This is a genomic window from Paenibacillus sp. BGI2013 (genome assembly GCF_002843485.1).
GTDB classification, from domain to species: Bacteria; Bacillota; Bacilli; order Paenibacillales; family Paenibacillaceae; genus Paenibacillus; species Paenibacillus amylolyticus.
The window spans coordinates 677831-703532 of record NZ_PJFA01000002.1; the positions used below are offsets into that span (position 1 = coordinate 677831).

Consider the following 25702-nt stretch of genomic DNA (forward strand, 5'->3'; position numbering starts at 1 on the left):
TATATTGAATATGGATATGAACTAACCTACTTGAAGTTTAGGAATGATGATATATGAGCAGAGAAAACGAACCAGTGCAACACACCTCTGAGATGAGGGATGGTAGAGAAGAACGTGATATGAAAGCTCCGGGAGAGCTGGTCACTGAGATGTGGGATGTACGCGTCTTGGTGAGCGCTGAGAACGATCACGGATTGGGTAATATTGAATTATTGGATGTGAAAAAGGGGAGCGCCGATCAACAGGCGCTCGCCGACTTGCAGGCTGCCGCAGCCTGCATTCGTCTCGGTCAGACGGTGGCCTTTCCGACCGAGACGGTCTATGGCTTGGGTGCTGATGCGCGTAGCACAGCAGCCGTGGAGGCTGTATTTGTCGCTAAAGGCCGACCTTCCGACAATCCACTGATTGTGCATATCGCGCACCGTGACCAGTTGGATACGCTGGTCACGGAAGTGAACGAAACGGCGGAAGCGCTGATGGCGACCTTCTGGCCGGGACCGCTGACGCTGGTGCTGCCGGTTAGGCCGGGGGCGGTGTCCCCGCGTGTCACCGCCGGTCTGGACACGGTGGCCGTGCGCATGCCGGACCACCCGGTGGCCTTGCAGTTGATCGCCGCGGCGGCATGCCCTGTGGCTGCGCCAAGCGCCAACCGCTCCGGGCGGCCAAGCCCGACACTCGCGTCTCATGTACGCGAGGATCTGGATGGCCGCATCGGCGGCATTGTGGACGGCGGCCCCACCGGGGTGGGCGTCGAGTCCACGGTTGTGCAGGTCGGTGACGACGGTACCGTCACCATCCTGCGCCCTGGCGGCATTACGGCGGAACAACTGTCCGCCGTTGCCGCCCGTGTCGCCACGGACCCCGCGCTACTCGCGGAGGGGGCCGATGGCGTGGGCAGCCCGGCGCCGCGCTCGCCGGGCATGAAGTACACGCACTACGCACCCGCAGGGGCGCTGTGCGTGGTGGAGGGGCCGCCCGCAGCGGTGGCGGCCTGGATCAGCGCCGCCCTCGCAGAGGCGGCGCAGCGCGGAGAGCGCACCGCTGTGCTGGCGTTCGCCGAGCACGCGGAGCAGTACCGCGCCGATGCCGTGTTCTCGCTGGGCGACGCCAGCGAGCTGGAAGAAGCAGCGCGCCGGCTATACGCCGCGCTGCGCAGCTGCGATGAGCAAGGCGCCACATATATTGTGGCTGAAGCCTGCTCACGCGAAGGGCTGGGAGCAGCCGTCATGAATCGGCTGCTCAAGGCTGCGGGGAACCAACTCATACAAGTTGGCAACCAGCGCCTCTTATAACCTCTCCTGATCATACAGTCAGGAGAGCTACTCAAACTTTTTCCAAAACAAAATCAAGATTCTATAAAGCCAGCATCTGACCAGAGATCCGTCGCCGTTTGCCTTTCATCGGTCATGTTTAGGTCCTTGTCCGCATATCGTGTACAAGAACCTTTACGTGACTTGGGGGTATGGGGATGTGGGATGTGTCTGTCCATGTAGGGCAGTTGGTAACCATTTTGATCATGGCTATTGCGCTTGGCCTCGATGCGTTCTCACTCGGGATCGGAATTGGCATGAAGGGCATTCGGCTGCGGGATGTATTGCGAATCAGTATTGTAACGGCGCTATTTCATATCATCATGCCGCTCATCGGCATGTATATGGGCAAATACGTCAGCTCCCTGCTCGGTGACATTACGACGTATGCGGCAGGTGGATTGCTTGTTTTGCTGGGTGCTCATATGATTCTGAATGCATTCCGTGAAGGCGATACAAAGCTGGTGGACCACCGTTCCCTGCTCGGCGTTGTTTTGTTCTCCCTCAGCGTAAGTGTGGATTCATTCTCCGTTGGCGTATCCTTAGGGATGTTTAGCAGTGATCTGATCTTAACTGTACTTGCTTTCGGTGTGTGTGGCGGGGTGATGTCGGTTATGGGTCTGCTATTAGGCCGTCGGGTGAGCCAGAATCTCGGGGATTACGGCGAAGCCATTGGTGGCGCAATCTTGCTTGCGTTTGGACTTTTGTTTATATTTTAGAATAAAACTTGAGATATCATATCATTCGCATCATATGTAAAATGGGGAGGCTAACACAATGAAACATATTTTATTCGTATGTACAGGAAATACGTGCCGCAGCCCCATGGCAGAGGGGCTTTTGAGAAAACTGGCATCGGAGCGTGGCATTCAGGTAGAGGTTCGCTCCGCAGGTGTGGCAGCAACGTCGGGTATGCCGATCTCCCGACACGCTGAAGCGGTTTTGAGAGATCATAACGTTGAAGGTCCACCTCATTCCACACAGCTTAGCTCTAACCTGGTAGGTTGGGCCGATCTGGTTCTTACATTAACACGGAGTCATAAGCAGCATGTCATGCAGGTTTTTCCCGATTCAGTCCACAAAACCTATACATTGAAAGAATATGTGGAGGATGATGAACAGGTATTAAGTGATGTTCAGGAGTTGGACAGCCTGTTTGCAACGCTTGAGATGAAACGTGCCCTTGGCCAAGAGATCCTGGCATCGGAGCGTGAGCGAGCCATTGAGATTAGACAACGAATTCCAAGTTTCGACATCTCCGATCCGTTTGGAGGAAGTCGTGATGATTACAATATAGCTGCAGCTGAGATTCGGACGGCATTGGACCGGCTTTTGGATAAGCTGGGATAATTCTGATCCTGCGAGGCAGGTTATAGAAATAGGACACGTGATGTAAATTAACCGTTGATTTTAGCCGCGGGTTGTTTTATGATGAAGGGGAAAACAGGGATCCGGTGTAACTGGCGACGAAGTGGGCATAACCACGATGGAGCACCGGAACAAACGGCCGGTCGCCTGGGCAAAAGAGCAATTCTGCGTTACCCGCAGACTGCTCTTTTTTTCGTCTTTCATCTGATTATTCGCTATAATAGTACCTGAGATGCCGTGCAAGAATACGAAGGACAACCAAGAGACAGCGGGCATGATTTTATCGGGAGGCGATAATAGGATGACTATAGAGTTAGATTCGGAACAACCCGGATTGCAGGAACAGACCGCGTCTATTCTGCATGAACTGGCGCTTGCCGGACAGCTTGGGCCTGGACAGATCGTTGTGATCGGTACAAGCACAAGTGAAGTCGCAGGCGCTCGGATTGGTACGAGTGGTGCCATTGAAGTGGCGCAGCAGCTTCTTGCGGGTATACGCGAGGTGCAGGAAGAGTTCGGTTTTGACACGGTATTCCAATGTTGTGAGCATCTGAACCGTGCGCTGGTAATGGAACGTTCTGTGCTTACTCGACTTGGATTGACCGAGGTTGGTGCAGTACCCGTGCCCAAGGCCGGAGGTTCAATGGCATCCGCAGCATATCGTTCGCTGACCGATCCATGCCTGGCTGAACATGTGCAGGCCCATGCGGGACTGGACATTGGGGAGACGATGATTGGGATGCATCTCCGGCATGTAGCCGTACCCTATCGTACAGCGCTTCGCTATGTTGGAGATGCTCGTGTAACCACAGCGTTGACCCGTCCGAAGTTGATTGGCGGCGAACGCGCGGTGTATCGTATGGAAGAACAACCAGATTCGACATTTTGTGACTAACATATAAAGCGAGACTAATTGGGTTACACTCCTGACTTTGATTGCATCACCATCTTCCGATCGCTGTTATCCCCAGATTTTTTAATTCCCTATTTAAAAGGGGAAATCCGGTGATAAAGGCGACCACTTAGTTTCTTCAGATTGGTGTTGCACTCGCCGTTTTCGTGTAAACATTAGTTTCACTTTATAACTTCACTTATAACTGGGAGGAATTTAATCATGGAACAATTGCGCAAGAATGACCCGGCAGTACTGGAAGCGATGAATCTTGAACTGAAACGTCAACAGAACAACATCGAACTGATCGCATCCGAGAACATCGTAAGTGAAGCAGTAATCGAAGCAATGGGATCTGTTCTGACCAACAAGTACGCTGAAGGATATCCAGGTAAACGTTACTATGGCGGTTGTGAGCATGTGGACATCGTTGAAGACATCGCGCGTGATCGTGCAAAAGAATTGTTCGGAGCAGAACACGTGAATGTTCAACCTCACTCCGGTGCACAAGCGAACATGGCAGTTTATCTTGCAGCGTTGAAACCTGGTGATACTGTACTTGGTATGAACCTTGCCCATGGTGGACACCTCACACACGGTAGCCCGGTTAACGCATCTGGTTTGCTGTACAACTTTGTGGCATACGGCGTACAGGAAGATACATTCCTGATTGATTATGATGAAGTACGCAAAGCGGCTTTCAAACACCGTCCTCGTCTGATCGTTGCAGGTGCAAGTGCATATCCGCGTACCATTGATTTTGAAAAGCTAGCTTCCATCGCCAATGATGTAGGCGCTTTGTTCATGGTGGACATGGCTCACATTGCAGGATTGGTTGCTGCTGGTTTGCATCCAAACCCGGTTCCACATGCGCATTTCGTTACAACAACAACACACAAAACGCTGCGTGGACCTCGTGGTGGTATGATTCTGTGCCGCAAAGCGTGGGCAGCAGCGATTGATAAAGCCGTATTCCCAGGTTCCCAAGGTGGACCTCTGATGCACGTGATCGCTTCCAAAGCGGTAGCATTCGGAGAAGCTTTGCAACCTTCGTTCAAAACATATGCACAGAATGTCGTGAAAAACGCACAGGTTCTGGCTGAAACACTGATCGCTGAAGGATTGAACATCGTATCCGGTGGTACAGATAACCACTTGATGCTGATCGACACACGCAGTGTGAACATCACAGGTAAGGAAGCTGAGCATGTGCTTGATTCCATCGGTATTACCGTGAACAAAAATGCAATTCCATTCGACCCTACAAGCCCGTTTGTAACAAGTGGTATTCGAATTGGTACACCTGCTGCAACTTCCCGTGGCATGAACGAAGAAGCGATGGTTGCTATTGGTAAGATCATTGCCAAAACGCTGAAAAATCCAAAAGATACAACGAAGCTGGATGAAGCCCGTGCAGAAGTGACTGCACTGACAGACCAATTCCCGCTCTATACAGATCTTAAATACTAAAAAACTTTGCTCATGCTGTTTGTATTTGAGATGTTCTTAAAATGGGATACAAAAAAACGAAGCAGACAGAATGAGACCGCAGAAGCGAAGCGTTCGCCTTTATCCCCGGATTTTTCCCTTGTTAAAAGGAGAATAAAAAAAATCTGGGGATAACAGCGATCGAAGGATCATTCTGTAGGCGGAGTGCCATTGTATTCATCATTTTCATTTTCTTAACGACATAACAGCAGGAGCAAAACAGGACCGGATGGATCATTTTCCGGTCCTGTTTTTTATAGGATTCGGTAATCTGTAATGATTGGGTGCCCTTTGATGGTGTAATTCGTTGTTGGTGATGATATAATATACAGGATTTATCGAGCCCATGAATGGTGGCTAGGTATATTTGGAAATGCTGAACATGAAGAACTTACCGGAGGGACAAATTAGATGGGAAAATTAGTAATATGTGATCACCCTTTGATTCAACACAAACTGACGTTTATACGCGACATGCGTACGAATACGAAAGATTTTCGTGAATTGGTGGATGAAGTAGCAACGTTGATGGCTTATGAGATTACAAGAGATGTTGAACTGGAAACGATTGATGTACAGACACCTGTAGCTGCAACACAAGGTAAAGTTATCTCTGGACGTATGCTCGGACTGGTGCCGATTCTGCGCGCAGGACTCGGAATGCTGGATGGCGTTGTGAAATTGTTACCAGCGGCAAAAGTTGGACATGTGGGTCTGTTCCGTGACCCGGAAACACTGCAACCGGTAGAATACTACACCAAACTGCCTACAGACGTAACAGAGCGTCAATTGATTGTAATTGATCCGATGCTGGCAACGGGTGGTTCGGCAATTGCAGCTATTGACGTGCTCAAAAAACGTGGCTGTACCCAAATCAAGATGATGAACCTGGTTGCAGCACCGGAAGGCGTAAAAGCTGTGCAAGATGCACATCCCGATGTGGACATCTATGTAGCAGCATTGGACGACCGTCTGGATGATCATGGTTATATCGTTCCAGGGCTTGGAGATGCAGGAGACCGTCTTTACGGCACTAAATAAGCATATCGCATGCGGAGTAGAAAAGAGGCTTGCTCGAATGTCCAACAAAATTAAAGTTATGACGATCTTCGGGGTGCGTCCGGAAGCCATCAAGATGGCTCCGCTTATTTTGGAATTGCAGAAACACCCTGAGTCTATTGAATCTATTGTTTGCGTAACTGCGCAGCATCGCCAGATGTTGGATCAGGTACTTGAAGTTTTCGACATTCATCCCGATTATGATCTGGATGTGATGAAGGACCGTCAGACATTGAATGAAATTACAATTCGTGTTCTTGGCGGTCTGGAGCCAGTGTTAGCCGAAGCTAAGCCGGATATTGTACTGGTTCACGGGGATACATTAACTACCTTTGTAGCGAGCTACGCAGCATTCCTGCAACAGATTCAGGTAGGACATGTGGAAGCGGGGCTGCGGACGTGGAACAAGCTGTCTCCATATCCGGAAGAGATGAACCGTCAGCTGACGGGAGTACTGGCTGATCTACACTTTGCGCCTACGGATTGGTCTTCTTCCAATCTTGCCAAAGAAAATAAATCGGAGTCTAGTACGTACGTCACAGGCAACACGGTAACAGATGTGTTTCAATATACTGTACGGGAGGACTACACACACCCGGTACTTGATTGGGCCCAAGGCAAACGCCTTGTGCTGATGACAGCTCATCGCCGTGAATCTCAAGGCGAGCCTCACCGCAACATTTTCCAGGCCGTCAAACGGATTGCCGACGAATTCGAAGATATTGCCATCGTGTACCCGGTGCATCCAAGTCCTGCTGTGAAGGAGCCGGCTCACGCGATCTTGGGGAATCATCCCCGTATTCAATTAATTGATCCACTAGACGTGGTGGATTTGCATAACTTTTACCCGCACACTCACTTGATTTTGACCGATTCAGGCGGTTTGCAGGAAGAAGCACCTTCGTTTGGTGTGCCTGTGCTCGTATTGCGCGATACAACAGAACGCCCGGAAGGTATTGAAGCCGGAACGCTGGAATTGGTAGGTACCGAAGAGGAACGTGTGTATGAACGGACCAAAGCTCTGCTCACAGACAAAACCCTGTATGCAAGCATGAGCCAGGCTGCCAATCCATACGGTGATGGACATGCTTCGGAAAGAATTGTCAATGCGATTTTGCATCATTTCGGTGTAAATAGTGAACGTCCGGAATCATTTCACAGAAAATTCAAAAAATAATACATTTTTTCTGACGGATTTATAAAGGGCAAGCATACAGTTAAACTGTACGGTTTACGCGGGTTTATGGGCTTTGAGGGTCTGTATTCCCGTCGTTTCCCCCTTTAAAACGCTAAAATCATTCAATTGACAAAGGCTCTCATCATTCAGTAAAATTAACTGGGATTGCAAGGGTGGCGTGGAAAATGGCCGATTCGAACAAACCAAATTCATCCCGTAACCATGACGATAATGTATGGAAAGCGATGGGACTCGTGACAGCTTTTGGGATCGAGATTGCCATTCTCGCTGTTGCCGGATATTACGCTGGCTCCTGGTTGGACAAGACCATCGGAGGTAACGGAATATGGATCGCCGTAAGCGTTCTCTTTTTTCTTGCGGCAGGCGGTGTAAGCATCTACTTTATCGCGAAAAAAATCATGGGGGAAAGTGATGAGTGAACTAACCAGATACCGCAGATCGATGACTGTTTTCGTCATGTACTTTCTTATGATTTGTTTTCTCGCAGCGGCCTTTATGCCACGTGTGGAGACAATTGCTTTGGGACTGGCCCTGGGTACAGGAGTTAGCTGGATCAATGCATTTTACCTGGGCTACAAAGTAAGGAAAATGTCTGATGATGCGGCAGAAGGTAACTTGAAGCGTGTCAACTTGGGATTTTTGACAAGAGCGGCATTCGCTGTGCTCGGTATATTCATATCGATGCGCTTTCCGCAGTACTTCAATACATATGCGGTTGCAGGCGGTCTCGTCATTGCACAATATTCCTTATTGATTATAGGGATTGTCTATTCCCGCAGAGCAGAATGATGTTAAGGGCTGCAGCTTTCAAGTCGAGAAAGGGGTGAGAAAAATATGCATGAAGCTCCAATTATTATGCTTGGCGGATTTCGACTGGATCTATCGGTTCTGTTGATGCTGGTAGTTACAGGTGCAATTGTTTTTATTTTTGCTGTACTGGCAACACGGAGATTATCCGTTGAAAATCCCGGCAAGCTGCAAAATTTTATGGAGTGGGCAGTAGAATTCGTCCGCAATCTGATTTCCAGTACAATGGATATGAAGAAAGGTAAACATTTTATCTCTCTCGCTCTTTCCATGATTATGTTCATTTTTGTAGGGAACATGCTCGGACTTCCGCTCGTGGCTGTATCTGAGGTAACAGATGTTAATCAGGCACAGGTATTCGGTAAGCCGATTGTTACAGCGGTGGAGGCGTTTGAAAAAGCGCATGCCAAGGACCCTGAAGCACACCCACACGTTGAACTGGCCTGGTGGAAATCACCAACAGCTGACTTGTCTGTAACGATGGGACTTGCTCTCGTAGCGTTCCTTGTATCTCATGGACTTGGATTGTTCCGTAACACCAAAGGGTATCTCCAGCATTACTTCAAGCCATTCGCCTTGTTCTTGCCAATCAACTTGATTGAGACGGCATCCAAGCTGTTGACACACGGTATGCGTTTATTCGCGAATATCTTCGCTGGTGAGGTACTGATCGCAACGATCCTGAAACTGACCACATTCAAAGTGTTTGGTGCTATTGCAGCGATTCCGCTACTTATGGTGTGGCAAGGCTTTAGTATCTTTATCGGCGCGATCCAGGCATTTGTGTTTGTTATCTTGATGATGGTGTACATTTCACAGAGCATCGAGACGCATGACGAGCATTAAGTTTCAAGCCCTACGAAGATTTCTTCACCAGGCTGAACAATAAAAAATTCGATTTATCATTTTAAGGAGGATATACAAATGGGAGCAATGGCATTAATCGCAGCAGCAATTGTTGCAGGACTGGGCGCGTTTGGCGCAGGTATTGGTAACGGTATGGTAATCAGCAAAACGGTGGAAGGTATTGCCCGTCAACCGGAAGCAAAATCCACTCTTCAAACAACAATGTTTATCGGTGTAGGTTTGATCGAGGTATTGCCGATCATCGGTGTGGTACTCGCGTTCATGTTCTACGGTATGGCTTAATCAAATTTTAAAGGTTTGGCGGGGAAGGCCATAGCCATCCGCGCCTTCTTTTTAGGTAATGTCCGTTCTAACGGATGACGTTTCAAGGATACCTCCAGGAAGGAGTGAACAGATTGAGTTTCATATGGGAAAATACGCTTCTTGCGATTGTTGCATTTGCAATTTTATATTGGCTGCTTAGCCGTTATGCCTTCGGGCCTTTGTTCTCCATTATGGAAAAACGTCGTGAACTCGTGATGACGCAGATGAATGAGGCTGCACAGACTCGGGAACAGGCCATTGCCTATGTGGAGGAACAAAAACAAGCTCTTGAACAAGCACGTCAAGATGCTTACGACATCATTGAACAGTCCAAACAAACAGGTGGCAAACAAGCTGAATCGATTTTGGCTGATGCAAAAGCTGAAGCTAATCGTCTGAAAGACGATGCAGTACGCGAAATCGAGAGCGAGAAGAACAAAGCAGTCGCAGCACTTCGCAGCGAACTGGGTACAGCTTCCGTTCAGATTGCATCCAAGTTGATCAAAAAAGAAGTTGAGAACGGTCCTGCACAAGAAGAACTTGTGAACCAATACCTCAATGAGGTAGGAGGCCGACAATGAGCCGCGATACGATAGTTGCCAAGCGTTATGCGAAAGCATTGTTCGAAGTTGCTCTTCAGCAACAGCAGGTGCTTGAGGTTGAACAGGAACTGGTTGCGGTAGTCAGTGCATTGACCGGAGATGCAGATATCGAGAAATTTATCGTATCTCCTAATATCTCTGATGAAGTCAAGCAGAACGTGCTTCACTCAAGTCTTGATGGTAAGGTATCCGAACCTGTCCTTCGTACAGTTTTGTTGTTAATTGAACGCGGACGCGTTGAATTGCTGGGAGACTTGCTGAATGATTATCGGAAGATCCAAGGTGAGTCGCTGGGCATCGCTGATGCACGTGTCTACTCCACTTATGCGTTGAATGATGAAGAAAAAGAAGCGGTAGCCCGTGAATTCGGTGGCCGTGTGAATAAAAAGATTCGTATCGAGAACATTGTTGATCCGACTCTGCTGGGCGGATTGAAAGTCGCCATTGGCGATACGATCTATGACGGCAGCTTGGCTGGCAAGCTCGAACGTCTTGAGCAGTCTTTTAACAGACGAGTACAGTAGATTGGGGTGAGGACACTTGAGTATCAAACCAGAAGAAATCAGTACATTAATTAAGAGCCAAATCGAACAATACAAGACCGATATCGATGTAGTCGAAGTCGGGACGGTAATCGAGGTTGGTGATGGTATCGCTCGTGTTTACGGACTTGAGAACGTCATGTCCAACGAGTTGGTTGAATTCCCAAGCGGTGTTATGGGACTCGCCATGAACGTCGAAGAAAGCAATGTCGGTGTCGTTATCTTGGGACCTTACTACGATATTCGTGAAGGTGACCAAGTGAAACGTACTGGCCAAATCATGCAAGTGCCTGTAGGCGAAGCATTGATTGGACGCGTTGTGAACCCGCTCGGTATTCCTGTAGATGGCAAAGGGCCAATCGCTACAACGGAATTCCGTCCGGTTGAAGGTAAAGCACCAGGCGTAATGGATCGTAAATCGGTTCATGAGCCGATGCAAACAGGGATCAAAGCCATTGATGCAATGGTTCCAATCGGTCGTGGACAACGTGAGTTGATCATCGGTGACCGTCAAACAGGTAAAACATCCATCGCGATTGATGCGATCCTGAACCAAAAAGGTAGCGGCATGAAGTGTATCTATGTGGCTATTGGTCAGAAACAGTCTACGGTTGCTCAAGTTGTGGAAACTCTTCGTCGTAAAGGCGCAATGGAGTACACAATCGTTGTAACTGCAGCAGCTTCCGATCCATCACCACTCTTGTACATCGCACCGTATTCCGGATGTTCGATGGGTGAGTACTTCATGTACAAAGGCGAGCACGTTCTGGTTATCTATGATGACTTGACCAAACAAGCCTCTGCATATCGTGAGCTTTCCTTGTTGCTTCGTCGTCCACCGGGCCGTGAGGCTTATCCGGGTGACGTCTTCTACCTGCACTCCCGTTTGCTGGAGCGTGCTGCGAAGCTGAATGATGAACTGGGTGGTGGTTCTTTAACCGCACTGCCGTTCATTGAAACACAAGCCTCCGACGTATCAGCATACATTCCAACGAACGTAATCTCCATCACGGACGGACAAATCTTCCTGGAAGCTGACTTGTTCAATGCTGGACAACGCCCGGCAATCAACGTAGGTATTTCCGTATCTCGTGTCGGTGGTTCTGCTCAGATCAAAGCGATGAAAAAGGTTGCAGGTTCCCTGCGTCTCGACCTCGCTCAATATCGTGAGCTTCAAGCGTTCTCCCAGTTTGGTTCCGATCTGGACAAAGCGACTCAGGCTCGCCTGAATCGTGGTGCACGTATGATGGAAATCCTGAAGCAAGGTGTAAACCAGCCTCTGGCCGTAGAACAACAGGTGGTCAGCTTGTACACAGCCGTTAAAGGATTCCTGGATGAAATTCCTACAGGTGATGTGACTCGTTTCGAAGGTGAGTTCCTTGCCTTCATGGAGAGCAGTCATCCGGAAATTCTTGCATCCATCCGTGATACTAAAGAATTGACTGCAGACAACGAAAATGCACTGAAAGGTGCAATTGAGAAGTTCAGAAAGAGCTTTGCTGTCTCTGTCTAAATAAATGACTGCAGGTGCGGAGTTGTCTAACCGATTCCGCATGTCTGCATGTAATACTTTGACTCTGTCAAAAAAAGATGATGCTTACGAAGTAACTTTGACCCCGTCAAAGTAGGGTTGTGCTTACGATGTAGTTTTGACTTTGTCAAAACTTTAAGGTGGTGAAATCATGGCAAAAGGCATGCGCGAAATTAAGCGGCAAATTAAAAGCGTACAAAGCACCAAGCAGATCACCAAAGCAATGGAGATGGTAGCTGCTGCAAAACTGCGTAAAGCGCAGGAAAAAGCGGAAGCAGCCCGTCCTTATTCGGAGAAACTGAAAGAAGTTGTAGCTAGTATTGCATCAAGCACGCAAGGTATACAGCATCCGATGCTGGAGAGCCGTCCGGTCAAAAAGACAGCTTACCTGATCATTACATCGGACCGTGGTCTTGCAGGTGGATACAATGCGAACGTTTTGCGTCAGGTTAATCAGACGCTCAAAGAGCGCCACAACTCCCAGGATGACTACGAATTGTTCGTCATTGGACGTAAAGGACGCGATTACTTCAGACGTCGTGAAATTGCGATGGCATCCACAACAACGGATCTGTCGGATTCGCCTTCATTTGCAGACATCAAATCCATCGCACACGAAGCTGTTCATGGGTTTGAACTGGCTGAATTTGATGAATTGTACATTTGTTATAACCGCTTTGTGAATGCGTTGACCCAGATTCCTACGGTAGAAAAACTTCTTCCGATGGAAACACCTGAGGTAACTGCTGCGGAAGGACCAACGGCAAGCTACGAATACGAGCCGTCTGCTGAAGCTGTACTGGAGGTTCTGCTTCCGCGTTACGCGGAAACGCTGATCTATGGTGCACTTCTGAACGGTAAGGCAAGTGAGCTCGGCGCGAAAATGACGGCAATGGGTAATGCAACCAAAAATGCATCTAAACTCATTAACGACTTGTCATTGACCTATAACCGTGCCCGTCAAGCGGCGATTACGCAGGAGATTACGGAAATTGTGGCAGGTGCCAACGCAGCACAAGGCTAACCGTTTTTTTATTAATGAAGGCTTGCAGAGCAAAGATAAACGAACGGTACATTATTTTTGCAAAAGTAGCAGGCTTGTAGGAGGGGAACGTTAAGATGAACAAAGGACGCGTTGTGAGCATCATGGGTCCGGTTGTTGACGTCGAGTTTGATCGCGGCGGTCTGCCGGAAATCCTCAATGCCATTACGATCACTACAGTAAGTGAGAGCGGCGTAAGTGTGAACCTTACACTCGAAGCTTCGAGACATCTGGGTGACAACCGAGTACGTTGTATTGCGATGTCCTCCACGGATGGACTTGTTCGTGGTATGGAAGCTTTAGATACAGGAGCACCAATCTCTGTACCCGTCGGAGAAGCAACACTGGGTCGTGTATTTAACGTACTCGGCGAAGCAATTGATACTGGCGGTGCCGTAGCTGCTGAGCACAAGAACCCGATTCACCGTTCAGCACCTGCATTTGATGAACTGACTACCCAAGCAGAAATGCTGGAGACAGGAATCAAAGTTATCGACTTGCTTGCTCCTTACGCTAAAGGTGGTAAAATCGGTCTCTTCGGTGGTGCCGGTGTAGGTAAGACGGTAACCATTCAGGAATTGATCAACAACATCGCACAAGAGCACGGCGGTATCTCCGTATTTGCGGGTGTTGGTGAGCGTACACGTGAAGGTAATGACTTGTATCACGAGATGAGTGATTCCGGCGTTATCAACAAAACAGCAATGGTCTTCGGACAAATGAACGAGCCTCCAGGCGCACGTCTTCGTGTAGCCCTCACAGGTCTGACGATGGCGGAATACTTCCGTGATGAAGAAGGCCGTGACGTGTTGCTCTTTATCGATAATATCTTCCGTTTCACCCAAGCGGGTTCAGAAGTATCTGCCTTGCTTGGACGTATGCCTTCCGCGGTAGGTTACCAACCTACGCTGGCAACAGAAATGGGTCAACTGCAAGAACGTATCACATCAACGAAAAAAGGTTCTGTAACATCCATCCAGGCCATCTACGTGCCTGCGGATGACTACACTGACCCGGCTCCTGCAACGACGTTTGCCCACTTGGATGCAACGACGAACTTGGAGCGTAAAATTTCCGAGATGGGTATCTACCCTGCGGTAGATCCACTGGCTTCCAGCTCCCGGATCTTGTCCCCTGAAGTTGTAGGTGAAGAACACTACAGCGTAGCTCAAGGCGTTAAACGTATCTTGGCACGTTACAATGAATTGCAAGATATCATTGCAATCCTGGGTATGGACGAGTTGAGTGAAGAAGATAGAGCGCTTGTATACCGTGCTCGTAAAATCCAACGTTTCTTGTCCCAGCCTTTCCACGTTGCTGAAGCATTTAACGGTATTCCAGGTAAATACGTTCCGGTTAAAGAAACGGTGCGCAGCTTTAAAGAGATTCTCGAAGGTAAGTATGATGATCTTCCGGAAGCAGCTTTCCTCTTTGTTGGTACAATTGAAGAGGCAGTGGAGAAAGCCAAAACACTGGTTTAGTCTGAATCCAGGATTGTCCTTATGTGGGCTATCCTTCGGATAGTTTCAGGAGGGATGGAATTGAGCACCTTTTTGTTGGAAATCGTAACACCCGAGCGTTTGGTCTATTCAGAACAGGTGAATAGCATTACGGCTCGTGGTATTGAAGGGGAACTGGGCATTCTGCCAGGTCATATTCCTATGGTTACACCTTTGCAGATTGCACCAATCTATATCCATAACGGAAAAGAAAATAAACGAGTTGCTATCGGTGGCGGGTTTATCGAAGTTCGTAAAGATAAGGTTGTTGTACTCGCAGAGAGTGCTGAATTCCCGGAAAGCATTGATGTGGATCGTGCGCGTGCGGCGAAAGAGCGGGCAGAACGTCGGCTTGCAAGCCAAAGCAATCAGGACCACTTTGATCACCGTCGTGCAGAGATTGCGCTGCAAAAAGCGGTTAACCGGATTAATGTGTTCGGCAAATAAACGATTCTTTGAAGCCTGGCGGCTTAGTCTGCCGGGCTTTTTTGAGTTTGTTTAATAGAATTGTTTTATCGAATATATCAAAAGGGCTGACCACAAATCCATCCTATCCCTTCAGTAAACAGAAGTATTTTAAGCAAAATATTCACCGATTATGATTATTTGAATAGAATGTAGGACTAAAGTAGTGGGCGCATTTACCACTAAGAGAACCATTTTTTTCATGAGTAAATTTAAATTATTTCCGAGGAAATGACAGAATCGATATCGAAATAGCGCTCTTTTATGTCGTTTTAGTCACAAAATCCCGGCATTTTAAAATTAAAATATTTTAGAAGTGGAAATCAATGTAATTGACAATGTATGATGAAAGAGCCTATATTCCATAGAGTCAGCAGAAGCAGGAAGCTGCGTAGTAGATTCCATAGTCATGCACAGCCGCATTGTTGCTGCTCGGTGATTGGGCATCAGGAGATTCCTGCCTGGCAGGAGTAAATCTGACAGTACGCTCAGTATGTTGTGCTTAAGACATTCCAGTATACTAACAAGTTATGGGTGCCGGGCATATGATATGCTGATCGCTGCAACAAATGTGGAGGTAAAGAATATATGGATACTGATCTGACGAATCAGGTGAACCAAGCATTAAGCACCAATGGCTTGGTCTCAATCATCGTCTCCCTGTTATGTATTGCGTTGTCTTGGTGGGCTTTGACAAATCTCAAACTGGATTTAATCATCAGGCAGCCACGAGGTGCTCAGGGAAGACTGTTGCATTTGTTGCTCGCCATCATTTTGGGGCATGCCGTTGCTGGCTTTGTCATTGACTACTTGTCCTGGACTCAAATGTTGCGTAATTTGTTTTAATGTTGAGATGGTTGGTTAATCATCTGTTAGGTTCTTCAAGCTGCTCATTGTCGAATAACATCGATTAATTGTGTTAACAATTAGAGTATGAGTTGTCGGTAAAGAAATTAAGAAAAAAATGTGACGTAAAATTGGATGAATTTGAGATGTTTTATGTAAAAATGCTTGTATCGTACAATTCAACAATGTTATGATGGAAGTTAGGGAATTCACAATTGTTCACTTATTTTGTAGTTATAAACGGGATATCCGGTTCATGCCGGCTAATAACCATCCCACTCTGTCTGTTCTGATGCTCTGCTGGCTTGTAAGACACTGATTTTTACATGCTGAATAGCAAGATGCACGGCACATGGTATCATTGATATGGATTATAAAAACCAATTCTTTTCTGAACAGACATCTGTGGCAATATGCCAGAATATGTCGAAATTCCACACACAGCAACAGTCCTTTCTAGCATAGTGGGGCTTACGTATTCCGGAATGAAGAAAAGGGAATAAAAGCGCGGAGGGAACCATGATGAGCAAATTTATCGTCCGCGGTGGCAAAAGGTTGACCGGAAGTGTCAAAGTTAGCGGCGCTAAAAATTCTGTTCTTCCGATCATCGCTGCCTCTCTCTTAGGGGAAGAAGGACAAAGCGTTATTATTGACGCGCCTCCTCTAGACGATGTGATGACGATTAACAAGGTGTTGGAATCGCTGGGAGCGGGAGTTACATACCGGGACGAAGTGATTACCGTAAATGCGGAGAAACTTACTTCCTGTGAAGCCCCGTATGAATGGGTAAGTAAAATGCGGGCGTCTTTCCTGGTCATGGGGCCTTTGTTGACTCGAATGGGTCATACAAGAATCTCACTTCCTGGTGGATGTGCCATCGGTACACGGCCTATTGATCAGCATTTGAAAGGTTTTGAAGCCATGGGCGCAGAGATCAGCTTGGGCCAAGGTTATATCGAAGCTCGTAGCCAAGGTCGGTTGCGTGGCGCGAAAATTTATCTGGATGTGGCTTCCGTAGGTGCCACTCAAAATATTATGATGGCTGCAACATTGGCCGAAGGTGTAACTGTTCTGGAGAACGCGGCAAAAGAACCTGAGATTGTGGATCTTGCCAACTTCCTGAATGGGATGGGTGCCATCGTACGTGGTGCTGGTACTGGAGTGATCCGCATTGAAGGTGTGGAGAAACTGACAGGTGTTACACACACCGTTATTCCGGATCGGGTAGAAGCTGGTACGTATATGGCTGCTGCTGCAATTTCGGGCGGTGACGTGTACATTGAAGGTGCAATCTCTGATCATTTAGGCTCCGTTATCGCGAAGCTTGAAGAGATGGGTGTTACAATCCAACCGGATGAGAATGGCGTGCGTGTAATCGCAGATCGCCCTCTTAAGGCTGTGGATGTGAAAACATTACCATACCCAGGATTCCCGACCGATATGCAATCCCAGATGATGGCACTTTTGCTTGCATCTGAAGGAACAAGTGTCGTGACAGAGACTGTTTTTGAAAACCGATTCATGCATGTGGATGAATTCCAATTGATGAATGCGGAGATCAAAGTTGAAGGACGTTCGTCCATCGTCACAGGTAATGCCAAACTGAAGGGTGCCAAAGTAACGGCTACCGATCTGCGTGCGGGTGCCGCACTCATTATTGCAGGTCTTGTTGCTGAAGGTACAACGGAAGTGGGCGGTGTTCATCACATCGACCGTGGCTATGTACATCTCGCTGAGAAGCTTAACGGACTTGGCGCTGACATCTATCGGATCTCGGTTGATGAGCCTAAGCTGGAAGCAACCAAAGCACCTAGTGAAAAAGTGGAGAAAGAAGTACCGATGTTTAAGGTACAACCAACTTTGGCTTAACACTGGATTGAATAGAAAAAATATGGCCCTCTATTATGAGTCACACGGTTGTGTGGATTATGAATGCGATGGAACGTATATTGTAAAAAATGATAAAGCTAAGCCATCTGGCTTGGCTTTTTTTGTGTTTACTTTTAAGAAGACAACGAGATATTTGATACCTGATTCTATTAATAGCTGGTCCTAACTTGTATAGCATAACATCGTATTCTGTATCGATTCTGAACCAAATGAAAGAGCATACTTTATATGGGTGTCGGATCCAGCTAAACACCGGTATACAGCGACAGATCAACGTTTCTATGATGTACATAGCAAAAGAAAACAAGAAATTGAACAGAACGAAAAGGGCCTCGTTTCTCTCAAATCAGGTTCTATCAGATCAAGCCAGCTCATAACCTAAACTATGGATTTGAACAACACGACCGGCACATGACCGGCCATAGATAACGGAGGGTTATATTCGAATGAAAGAAGCTCGTGTACAGGTAAAGGTACCCCTTGTCCCTCGTCCAGGTATGCAAGAGCCGGAGGGAAATACCGTTTCTGGAGTGGAAAAAGACAAGCCTGCCCCATTGAACCTGAGGACTGTTCCATCACAGCCTGCAAGATTATCCAATCCAGGACGGGTGTCGGCAGATGAACTGAACCGAAAGACAACCGAGCATATTCATATACCTGTTATTGAGCTGGACCAGTTCCGCCGAGTGAAGCGTCGCCGAATGCGGACGTTTGGACGAAAACCCCGATGGGGACGTAATACGACGCGATGGCAACCTGCTGCCGCTGTATCTGCCTTATTGGCAATGGCGTTACTGATTCCGGTAATTCTGGTATGGCCGCGGACAAGCGAATCACCAAAGCCGATCCCTGCTCCAACAGATTCAAGCAGTACAAGAACCCCAGCTCCTGCGCCAGCCGTTCCTGTTACGTACCCTGAACCTAAAGTGCGCGTATACCTGTCTGCAACGGGCACAACGATGAATCTGCAACTGGAAGACTATGTTACCGGGGTGGTGGCAGCTGAGATGCCTGCGGAATTCAGACTGGAGGCGTTAAAGGCGCAGGCAATAGCTGCTCGTACATTTATCGTGCGTAGGTTAGCTGCGAGTGATACAAGCGGTGTTCCATCAGGTGCGGCGGATGTGACGGATACGGTCAACCATCAGGTGTTTATTCCGCCAGATCAGGTGAAAGCGGATTGGACGCGTCTAGGGAAGGCGAAGGAATGGGAGAAGCTACAACAGGCTGTGCGCGAAAGTCGAGATACGGTGATGACATATCAGGGCAAGGCAATCACCGCATCCTTTTTTTCCACAAGTAATGGGTATACCGAGAATGCTGAGGATGTATGGGGGAACGCCGTACCGTATCTGCAAAGTGTAGACAGTCCGTGGGACAAAAACCTGGCACCAGGATTCAAACAGACCGTCACCATGAAGCGTAATGATATTCTGCAGAAGTTAAACTTGGATGCCATTCCCGTTACCGCTCAGAAGGGTGGATCGTGGATGGAAGTATTGTCTACAACCAAAGGACATCGGATTAAGGAAATGCAGATCGCGGGTGAGACATTCAGCGGACCCGAGGTTCGTAAACTGCTTGGATTAAGATCCAGCCAGTTCAGTTGGAAGACCACAGGTGACGAAATCCAGATTACAACGTACGGTTACGGTCATGGGGTTGGCATGAGCCAATGGGGAGCAAACGGCATGGCGCAGGAGGGACACACGGCCACCCAGATTCTCAAACACTACTATACCGGCATTTCATTCGGACAGGCATCCAAGATGCTTGCATCGAAGTAGGAGAGATGAACACGGATGGATAAAGCGAAATAACTCGAATGAGTAGGAGTATGTGCGAATGTATACAAATGTATGTGAATGAGAGCAGTTTAGGTTTGGAACTCATCAGGCTTCCTTTCCACCAGTGGGGCGCTAACGAATCTGAGAGATCTTATTGGGCGTTATCACAACGAATGGAAATTCTAACGAATCTCAGACACGTTATATCACGATATACCACCGAACTGATCCAATAATAGCGCCCTAAAGAGTAATTAGTGTGTCTACGGTTCGTTAGAATTCCTAAGCCGCGATTTCCCCGCCAATAAGGCCGTCTGAGTTCGTTAGAAATATTTTATTATTCTAATCACTAACAAAATGGTGGATACTGCCATTCACTACATGCTCATTCGCAATAAGCAAGCCGAACCAGAACCAGAACGTTGAAATTAAGTTTCCAAGCCCTAAGGTTAAAAAATTGATTTATGTTCCCTGTCTACCAAGCAACTTCTAACTATACTGTAACCATTCATGATCCAGTTTCTTTTAAATCAAGATGTTAGATGGAACATTCAGTATTGGCGCGCTTTGTCTATCTCTAATCTCACATCTCACTTTCAAAGAACCTGGGTGGTTTAAATCTGCATTATCCAGTCACATCCTATATCCTTTCTCTCACCGATAAATGCACTTCATAGAAAGATTGACCCCTACAGCCAATCCGGACCAGTCTACCAACACCCATTCCGGAGCTTTCGAGATTTGGCTATATATGCGGAGAGTGCTAGCCGTAAGGGGAGCGCAGGGGACAGAAAAGACCTGTAGAAGCGAAGCGGCCGCCTTTATCACCGGATTTCTCCATTGGGAGAAATAATCAGGAAATCCGGGGATAACAGCCGGTCGAAAGGTTTTCTGGCCCCGAAGCGGTGTACGCACTAATTACTCACCCCTCACATATATAGCACTCTCTGAAACCTCCGTGAAAATAATTAGAGTCGCGCGTGTATAAAAGAGTTGCACCCGGTAACACTTGTTACTGAGGTGATTAACATGAATGAACAAAACAAAAAAACAAACCAAGAAGAAACTCCTAAAACAACTCAAGGAGTACCGGCTAGTCAGCCCTCTTCATGGAAAAGAGCAATGTCCAAACGCTGGGTCTTCCCGGCAGCCTACATCGCAGCAGCAGGCATTATACTAACCTTAGTGTGGGTCTATCAGGGCACAGGCGACAAAACGCTAAACTCGGACCCTGCTAGCGGGGTAGTAGAAACAGGCGCATCGGTGGGTACAGAAGGAACAGCAGTAGGCGGAGAAGAAGAAAGTGTGGAAGTTGTTGCAAAGTCGGAGAATTTTGTATGGCCGGTAGCGGTACCGTCCGAAATTTCGGTAGTAAAACCTTTCTATGATAGCGAAGCTTCAACCGAGGAACATGAAGCGGCAATGGTGCAGTACAATGATACATTCATCCCGAACACGGGTGTGGATCTGGCACGTGGGGATAACAAAACGTTTGAAGTCAAAGCAGCACTCGCCGGTAAAGTTACCCGGGTTGAGCAAAATCCGCTCACAGGTCAAGTTGTGGAAATCACACATAGCGATAACCTGAAAACGGTATACCAAAGCTTGGCAGACGTCAAAGTGAAACAGGACGACGAAGTGAAACAGGGAGATGCGATTGCATCCGCTGGCGTCAATGAATTGGGTAAAACGCTTGGCAACCACCTTCACTTTGAAGTGTACGAAGACGGACAGCCAGTTAACCCGCAAGGATATCTTCCGGAAAAATAAATGAATTTTACCGCAGCAACATGACGGGCAGAGGGTTAAACCTCTGCTCTTTTTGTGCTTTTCAGAAAATAATGGGACCTTCGAAGCTTGTCACACCTCTAAACCGCGAATATATAGGCATGCTCCTCATATAATGTACCAAACTATCCACACAGTAGGGAGGCGGGAGCGTGCACGATTACATCAAGGAACGGACCATCAAAATTGGTCGCTGCATTGTTGAGACGAGGAATACGGTCCGTACCATAGCCAAAGAATTCGGCGTGTCAAAGAGTACTGTGCATAAGGATCTAACGGAGCGTCTGCCGGAAATCAACCCTGATCTTGCTGACCAGGTGAAACACATTTTGGAGTATCACAAGTCCATCCGCCATTTGCGGGGCGGTGAAGCGACCAAAATTAAATACAAAAAAACGAGTGGCAAGAAACGTGAGGTGTTGGCTTCCGCCAAATCGTAAGCATCTTCACAAAGACGTAGGCCAAAAAGCTCACACATGCATTGAATCCCTCCCCTGAAGTATGATATGTTAAATGCTGGTACAGGATCGAATTATGACATCTTATCAGCCCGATTTTTACATATATATGTTGCACTTTGTCGAACGAGCGGTGACGTGATAAGGGACTCTTTTTCACAGGATACGCTGACCAAATAATATCACTTTGGGGGCTCTTTTATGTTTAGCAAGGATATCGGTATTGATCTTGGCACGGCCAACGTGCTTATTCACGTGAAAGGAAGTGGGGTTGTCCTCGATGAACCTTCCGTCGTGACCATTGAAAGAGATACGAAGCGTGTCCTTGCTGTTGGGGAAGAAGCGCGTCGTATGGTGGGGCGTACTCCAGGTAACATTGTTGCCATTAGACCGCTGCGTGACGGCGTTATTGCGGACTTCGAGATTACAGAAGCGATGCTCAGACATTTCATTAATCGTGTGGGTGCAAGAAGCTGGTACAGCCACCCTCGGATTTTGATTTGTGCACCAACGAACATTACTTCCGTGGAGCAGAAGGCCATCCGTGAGGCGGCAGAACGCAGCGGTGCCAAAGAAGTGTTTCTGGAAGAAGAGCCGAAAGCGGCAGCGATCGGTGCGGGAATGGATATTTTTCAGCCGAGCGGCAATATGGTCGTGGATATCGGCGGCGGTACGACTGACGTTGCAGTCCTTTCTATGGGCGACGTGGTCACCGCCTCTTCTATTAAAGTCGCAGGGGACAAGTTCGACGAAGCCATTATCAAGTTTATCAAAGCCAAGTACAAGCTCATGATCGGTGAACGGACCGCTGAAGACATCAAAATTGCGATTGGTACCGTACATCCGGGTGGACATCAAACGGAGATGGACATTCGCGGACGCGATATGGTATCCGGCCTTCCTGTTACCGTAACGATATCGGGAAATGAAGTACAGGAAGCACTTTGGGATTCCGTGCAATCCATCATCGTGGCAGCCAAATCGGTATTGGAACGTACACCGCCTGAATTGTCAGCGGACATTATCGACCGTGGTGTTGTATTGACTGGCGGAGGTGCATTGCTGAACGGACTGGACGAGCTTTTGTCCAATGAATTGCATGTACCGGTATGGGTGGCGGAAGATCCAATGCACTGTGTCGTGAAGGGGACAGGCATAATGCTTAATAATTTGGATCAGGTGGTTAAGAAAAAGTTCTAATCTGCCGATATAAATAGCAAAGGTTCGCCATGCTCGGAAAGCAGAACGGACAAGCAGCCAACCTGTGATGCAGGTCAAGCGCTTGAGGAGAGGGGTTAATTCATGTTAAGAGGTCTGTACACCGCTACTGCGGGAATGATTACGCAACAACGCCGCCATGACACAGCAACACAGAATATCGTAAATATGAACACCACGGGATATAAACAGGTGAACAGCGTAAGCCGTTCCTTCCCGGAAATGCTCATTACTTTGGTAGGCGGAGATGCAAATCTTCCAACAAAGCGGCTGGGCAAGCTGAACACGGGGGTGTTCGCGGAAGAGAGTTTGTCCATGAATTTGCAGGGGACCATTATGGAGACTGGGCAGAAAAACGATTTTTCCATTTCATCCAATATGACTGTCAATGATCCGCAGACTGGACAACCTGTCCCGTTTGACGCATCAGGCAAATTTGTACGGGCCGACGGCACGGTGACTTACCAGCCTCAGGCGTATTTTACAGTTCAAGATGCAGAAGGTAACACCGGATATACACGCGATGGTCACTTCGAGATCACTGGAACGGGACAATTGCTGAGTTCAACAGGTTCACAAGTGTTGGATAATAATGGACAACCTGTAGTGTTGACAGGTTCTGTGGAGCAATTTAAAGTGGATGAGCAAGGCCGTTTGGTGAATGCAGCAACGGGTGCACCAACAGGGGTTACTCTTGGCATTAGTGTCATTGACCAGCCGAATCAACTGGTTCGTCAAGGTAATGGCAATTTCAGTCTCAGCGATGCAAACGGGGCAACGTCCCGGATGATGGCTGCCGGTGATAATGTGCAGATCCGTCAAGGATACCTGGAAGGTTCCAATGTTGATGCCTCACAGGCAACGGTTGATATGAACGCTGCATTCCGGGCGTATGAAGCCAACCAGAAGGTCGTACAATTCTACGACCGCAGTCTGGATAAAGCCGTCAATGAAGTCGGGCGTGTATAACGCCGACGTTTAAATATAACCGCGCAGCGGAGAGCCAAACGCCCTTTGCGCAGCAAAGCAGAGAGGCTCACGCGAAGCGCAAGAGCCTAGACGCATCCGAGCCTACGCGAGGAACGCGTGGCAATACCTGAGCGCAGCGACGGTCTCGACAGCCCTTTGCGAAGCAAAGCAAGGAAGAGACCACGCGGAGCGCTAGAACCTAAACGCATCCGAGCCTAAGCTAGGAATGCGTAGCAGTACCTGAGCGCAGCGACGGTCTCGACAGTCCTTTGCGGAGCAAAGCAAGGAGAGACCCCGCGGAGCGCAAGAGCCTAGACGCAACCGAGCCTATGCGAGGAATGCGTGGCAGTACCTGAGCGAAGCGATGGTCTCGACAGTCCTTTGCGGAGCAAAGCAAGGAAGAGACCCCGCGGAGCTACACGCCGCATAAAGAGCGTGCCGTGCTATGATTCAGCCATGTGAAACTATGGCGGGAATCATAGCACGGCAGTCGCGGCGCACATACACCACCGCCACTTAGCAAGATCGTACCCCACTTACCTAATCCGCCTGTTTCGGGAGTCCAGAGGGCAGCGCCATCTGGGGCCCTCCCTACTAGGGAGGGTTTGGGAGGGTGGACAGGACACAAGGGAGGGTATACCACCAATGAATAATTCCATGATTAGTGCCAAGGTTTCCATGACTGCCATACAGCAGCGTCTGGATGTCATTTCCGATAATATTGCCAACGTGAATACGGCAGGCTATAAGAGCAAGCAGGCGGCATTCGAGGATGTGCTGACCCGGGTTCAACAACAACCGGACAAGTACAAACTGGATGGACGTTCCACACCGATGGGATATAACCTCGGTTTTGGTGCTCGTTTGGCAGATGTAACGAAGGATATGTCTCAAGGCCCCTTGAACGAGACTGGCCTTCCGACCGATCTGGCCATTGAAGGAAATGCGATGTTTGCAGTTGAAGCGAATGGGGAGAAAATGTGGACACGTCAGGGTGCATTTCATTTTGTACCTGATACAAGACCTAAGCCTACTCCGAATTCACCTGATATGATGGTGATGGTCAATGGCGAAGGCCACTTTGCCCTGGATCGTCAAGGCAATCGTATTACGGCACCGAATAATAGCAAAGTTGCTTTTGATGAAAATGGCAACCTGTTAATCCGACGCGGTAATGCGGCAAATGCAACCATTGGAGCACAGCTGCAAGTGGTAGACATTGAACGCCCTGAGGGGCTCGTACAGTATGCGGATAACCTGTTTGGACTGGATGCGGGATTAACCGAGGATGATGTATTTGGCGCTGATGCAGCTACACGTCAAGCAGCTGCATTGATTCGTCCAGGATTTCTGGAGCAATCCAATGTGGATCTGACACAGGAGATGTCTTTGCTTATGCAAGGACAGCGGACATATCAGCTGGCGGCAAAGGCGCTAACTTCAAGTGATTCCATGTTGGGTCTTGCCAACAATATGAGAGCGTAAAAGGTGAGTGTGATGACAGAAACACAGCAGCAGAACAGTAAGCCGGAGAAAAAGGAAGTCAAGAAGAAGAGTGGATGGCGCATCGCAAGATGGTTCCTGGTTCCGGTCCTGCTTGTTCTTGCCCTCGCTGGCGGAATGGTAGCTGGATATGTGGTACTGGGCAAACAGGATATCGGTTCCGTATGGCAATGGAGTACATGGGAACATGTATATAATCTGGTATTCGCTCCATAATGTAACGAGTTAAGCGAAAACTCCTGCGCAGGCAGGAGTTTTCTTTTTGACGTT

26 protein-coding genes and 1 riboswitch are annotated in these 25702 nt (G+C 48.2%); all 26 genes read left to right on the plus strand.

Going from position 1 to position 25702, the window contains the following annotated elements:
* The first annotated feature begins 119 nt into the window (after positions 1-119).
* The 26 genes from CXK86_RS06760 to CXK86_RS06885 all read left to right on the plus strand — a co-directional run bounded on the left by CXK86_RS06760 (position 120) and on the right by CXK86_RS06885 (position 25648).
* Positions 120-1292 (plus strand): L-threonylcarbamoyladenylate synthase, encoded by a 1173-nt coding sequence (locus tag CXK86_RS06760; RefSeq protein ID WP_256720188.1) that lies wholly within the window; start codon positions 120-122, stop codon positions 1290-1292.
* 176 nt (positions 1293-1468) lie between these two features.
* Positions 1469-2029 (plus strand): manganese efflux pump MntP, encoded by a 561-nt coding sequence (locus CXK86_RS06765; protein ID WP_036667772.1) that lies wholly within the window; start codon positions 1469-1471, stop codon positions 2027-2029.
* A gap of 58 nt (positions 2030-2087) precedes the next feature.
* Positions 2088-2660, plus strand: coding sequence for a low molecular weight protein arginine phosphatase (locus CXK86_RS06770; protein WP_036612575.1), 573 nt, complete (start codon positions 2088-2090; stop codon positions 2658-2660).
* Between the two features lie 96 nt (positions 2661-2756).
* A riboswitch (ZMP/ZTP riboswitch) is annotated at positions 2757-2838 on the plus strand.
* 141 nt (positions 2839-2979) lie between these two features.
* Positions 2980-3573 carry a TIGR01440 family protein gene (locus CXK86_RS06775; RefSeq protein ID WP_076254013.1) on the plus strand — a complete coding sequence of 198 codons (594 nt, stop codon included), beginning with the start codon at positions 2980-2982 and terminating at the stop codon, positions 3571-3573.
* Between the two features lie 216 nt (positions 3574-3789).
* Positions 3790-5040: a serine hydroxymethyltransferase gene (locus CXK86_RS06780; protein WP_076254015.1), complete on the plus strand. Its 1251-nt coding sequence runs from the start codon at positions 3790-3792 to the stop codon at positions 5038-5040.
* A 429-nt stretch (positions 5041-5469) separates the two neighbouring features.
* Positions 5470-6099: a uracil phosphoribosyltransferase gene (upp, locus tag CXK86_RS06785; RefSeq protein WP_017691929.1), complete on the plus strand. Its 630-nt coding sequence runs from the start codon at positions 5470-5472 to the stop codon at positions 6097-6099.
* 37 nt (positions 6100-6136) lie between these two features.
* The gene (gene wecB, locus CXK86_RS06790) at positions 6137-7294 is read left to right on the plus strand and encodes a non-hydrolyzing UDP-N-acetylglucosamine 2-epimerase (protein ID WP_036667768.1); all 1158 of its coding nucleotides are present in this window, start codon (positions 6137-6139) and stop codon (positions 7292-7294) included.
* A gap of 185 nt (positions 7295-7479) precedes the next feature.
* Positions 7480-7734, plus strand: a complete 255-nt coding sequence (locus tag CXK86_RS06795; RefSeq protein ID WP_017691931.1) for an AtpZ/AtpI family protein — start codon at positions 7480-7482, stop codon at positions 7732-7734.
* Positions 7727-8104 carry an ATP synthase subunit I gene (locus CXK86_RS06800; protein ID WP_017691932.1) on the plus strand — a complete coding sequence of 126 codons (378 nt, stop codon included), beginning with the start codon at positions 7727-7729 and terminating at the stop codon, positions 8102-8104. Before CXK86_RS06795 ends, CXK86_RS06800 begins: the two co-directional genes overlap by 8 nt.
* Positions 8105-8149: 45 nt before the next feature.
* Positions 8150-8968 (plus strand): F0F1 ATP synthase subunit A, encoded by an 819-nt coding sequence (gene atpB / locus CXK86_RS06805; RefSeq protein WP_017691933.1) that lies wholly within the window; start codon positions 8150-8152, stop codon positions 8966-8968.
* A 78-nt stretch (positions 8969-9046) separates the two neighbouring features.
* Complete coding sequence (gene atpE / locus CXK86_RS06810; protein ID WP_017691934.1) at positions 9047-9271, plus strand: F0F1 ATP synthase subunit C; 225 nt, start codon at positions 9047-9049, stop codon at positions 9269-9271.
* A 113-nt stretch (positions 9272-9384) separates the two neighbouring features.
* Positions 9385-9873, plus strand: coding sequence for a F0F1 ATP synthase subunit B (atpF, locus tag CXK86_RS06815; protein WP_036612568.1), 489 nt, complete (start codon positions 9385-9387; stop codon positions 9871-9873).
* A complete protein-coding gene (locus tag CXK86_RS06820; RefSeq protein ID WP_036667767.1) occupies positions 9870-10418 on the plus strand; it encodes a F0F1 ATP synthase subunit delta in 549 nt (182 codons plus the stop codon). The genes atpF and CXK86_RS06820 overlap by 4 nt, the downstream gene beginning before the upstream one ends.
* 16 nt (positions 10419-10434) lie before the next feature.
* A complete protein-coding gene (gene atpA / locus CXK86_RS06825) occupies positions 10435-11949 on the plus strand; it encodes a F0F1 ATP synthase subunit alpha (RefSeq protein ID WP_036612563.1) in 1515 nt (504 codons plus the stop codon).
* A gap of 169 nt (positions 11950-12118) precedes the next feature.
* Positions 12119-12991, plus strand: a complete 873-nt coding sequence (gene atpG / locus CXK86_RS06830) for an ATP synthase F1 subunit gamma (protein WP_036612560.1) — start codon at positions 12119-12121, stop codon at positions 12989-12991.
* A 95-nt stretch (positions 12992-13086) separates the two neighbouring features.
* Positions 13087-14490: a F0F1 ATP synthase subunit beta gene (gene atpD, locus CXK86_RS06835; RefSeq protein WP_036612557.1), complete on the plus strand. Its 1404-nt coding sequence runs from the start codon at positions 13087-13089 to the stop codon at positions 14488-14490.
* A 60-nt stretch (positions 14491-14550) separates the two neighbouring features.
* Positions 14551-14955, plus strand: a complete 405-nt coding sequence (locus CXK86_RS06840) for a F0F1 ATP synthase subunit epsilon (protein ID WP_036612555.1) — start codon at positions 14551-14553, stop codon at positions 14953-14955.
* Between the two features lie 606 nt (positions 14956-15561).
* The gene (locus tag CXK86_RS06845) at positions 15562-15819 is read left to right on the plus strand and encodes a DUF1146 family protein (RefSeq protein WP_017691941.1); all 258 of its coding nucleotides are present in this window, start codon (positions 15562-15564) and stop codon (positions 15817-15819) included.
* Positions 15820-16341: 522 nt separating this feature from the next.
* Positions 16342-17688 (plus strand): UDP-N-acetylglucosamine 1-carboxyvinyltransferase, encoded by a 1347-nt coding sequence (murA, locus tag CXK86_RS06850; protein ID WP_017691942.1) that lies wholly within the window; start codon positions 16342-16344, stop codon positions 17686-17688.
* Between the two features lie 467 nt (positions 17689-18155).
* Positions 18156-19496: a stage II sporulation protein D gene (spoIID, locus tag CXK86_RS06855; RefSeq protein WP_076254017.1), complete on the plus strand. Its 1341-nt coding sequence runs from the start codon at positions 18156-18158 to the stop codon at positions 19494-19496.
* 1029 nt (positions 19497-20525) lie between these two features.
* Complete coding sequence (locus tag CXK86_RS06860) at positions 20526-21266, plus strand: M23 family metallopeptidase (protein WP_076254018.1); 741 nt, start codon at positions 20526-20528, stop codon at positions 21264-21266.
* A 170-nt stretch (positions 21267-21436) separates the two neighbouring features.
* Positions 21437-21724: a sporulation transcriptional regulator SpoIIID gene (gene spoIIID / locus CXK86_RS06865; protein WP_024632710.1), complete on the plus strand. Its 288-nt coding sequence runs from the start codon at positions 21437-21439 to the stop codon at positions 21722-21724.
* Positions 21725-21943: 219 nt separating this feature from the next.
* Positions 21944-22942 (plus strand): rod shape-determining protein, encoded by a 999-nt coding sequence (gene mreB / locus CXK86_RS06870; protein WP_036612542.1) that lies wholly within the window; start codon positions 21944-21946, stop codon positions 22940-22942.
* Positions 22943-23044: 102 nt separating this feature from the next.
* Positions 23045-23929, plus strand: coding sequence for a flagellar hook-basal body protein (locus CXK86_RS06875; protein WP_076254020.1), 885 nt, complete (start codon positions 23045-23047; stop codon positions 23927-23929).
* A gap of 645 nt (positions 23930-24574) precedes the next feature.
* Positions 24575-25414: a flagellar hook-basal body protein gene (locus tag CXK86_RS06880; RefSeq protein ID WP_047840695.1), complete on the plus strand. Its 840-nt coding sequence runs from the start codon at positions 24575-24577 to the stop codon at positions 25412-25414.
* Between the two features lie 12 nt (positions 25415-25426).
* On the plus strand, positions 25427-25648 hold the full coding sequence (locus tag CXK86_RS06885; protein ID WP_047840694.1) for a DNA-directed RNA polymerase subunit beta: 222 nt from the start codon (positions 25427-25429) through the stop codon (positions 25646-25648).
* Positions 25649-25702: the final 54 nt, after the last annotated feature.

Excerpts from the sequence above, each read along its gene's own strand:
- CXK86_RS06760 (WP_256720188.1), top strand. The coding sequence starts at position 120 with ATGAAAGCTCCGGGAGAGCTGGTCACTGAGATGTGGGATGTACGCGTC.
- CXK86_RS06765 (WP_036667772.1), top strand. The coding sequence starts at position 1,469 with ATGTGGGATGTGTCTGTCCATGTAGGGCAGTTGGTAACCATTTTGATC.
- CXK86_RS06770 (WP_036612575.1), top strand. The coding sequence starts at position 2,088 with ATGAAACATATTTTATTCGTATGTACAGGAAATACGTGCCGCAGCCCC.
- CXK86_RS06775 (WP_076254013.1), top strand. The coding sequence starts at position 2,980 with ATGACTATAGAGTTAGATTCGGAACAACCCGGATTGCAGGAACAGACC.
- upp (WP_017691929.1), top strand. The coding sequence starts at position 5,470 with ATGGGAAAATTAGTAATATGTGATCACCCTTTGATTCAACACAAACTG.
- wecB (WP_036667768.1), top strand. The coding sequence starts at position 6,137 with ATGTCCAACAAAATTAAAGTTATGACGATCTTCGGGGTGCGTCCGGAA.
- CXK86_RS06795 (WP_017691931.1), top strand. The coding sequence starts at position 7,480 with ATGGCCGATTCGAACAAACCAAATTCATCCCGTAACCATGACGATAAT.
- CXK86_RS06800 (WP_017691932.1), top strand. The coding sequence starts at position 7,727 with ATGAGTGAACTAACCAGATACCGCAGATCGATGACTGTTTTCGTCATG.
- atpB (WP_017691933.1), top strand. The coding sequence starts at position 8,150 with ATGCATGAAGCTCCAATTATTATGCTTGGCGGATTTCGACTGGATCTA.
- atpE (WP_017691934.1), top strand. The coding sequence starts at position 9,047 with ATGGGAGCAATGGCATTAATCGCAGCAGCAATTGTTGCAGGACTGGGC.
- CXK86_RS06820 (WP_036667767.1), top strand. The coding sequence starts at position 9,870 with ATGAGCCGCGATACGATAGTTGCCAAGCGTTATGCGAAAGCATTGTTC.
- atpG (WP_036612560.1), top strand. The coding sequence starts at position 12,119 with ATGGCAAAAGGCATGCGCGAAATTAAGCGGCAAATTAAAAGCGTACAA.
- atpD (WP_036612557.1), top strand. The coding sequence starts at position 13,087 with ATGAACAAAGGACGCGTTGTGAGCATCATGGGTCCGGTTGTTGACGTC.
- CXK86_RS06845 (WP_017691941.1), top strand. The coding sequence starts at position 15,562 with ATGGATACTGATCTGACGAATCAGGTGAACCAAGCATTAAGCACCAAT.
- murA (WP_017691942.1), top strand. The coding sequence starts at position 16,342 with ATGAGCAAATTTATCGTCCGCGGTGGCAAAAGGTTGACCGGAAGTGTC.
- spoIID (WP_076254017.1), top strand. The coding sequence starts at position 18,156 with ATGAAAGAAGCTCGTGTACAGGTAAAGGTACCCCTTGTCCCTCGTCCA.
- CXK86_RS06860 (WP_076254018.1), top strand. The coding sequence starts at position 20,526 with ATGAATGAACAAAACAAAAAAACAAACCAAGAAGAAACTCCTAAAACA.
- mreB (WP_036612542.1), top strand. The coding sequence starts at position 21,944 with ATGTTTAGCAAGGATATCGGTATTGATCTTGGCACGGCCAACGTGCTT.
- CXK86_RS06875 (WP_076254020.1), top strand. The coding sequence starts at position 23,045 with ATGTTAAGAGGTCTGTACACCGCTACTGCGGGAATGATTACGCAACAA.
- CXK86_RS06880 (WP_047840695.1), top strand. The coding sequence starts at position 24,575 with ATGAATAATTCCATGATTAGTGCCAAGGTTTCCATGACTGCCATACAG.
- CXK86_RS06885 (WP_047840694.1), top strand. The coding sequence starts at position 25,427 with ATGACAGAAACACAGCAGCAGAACAGTAAGCCGGAGAAAAAGGAAGTC.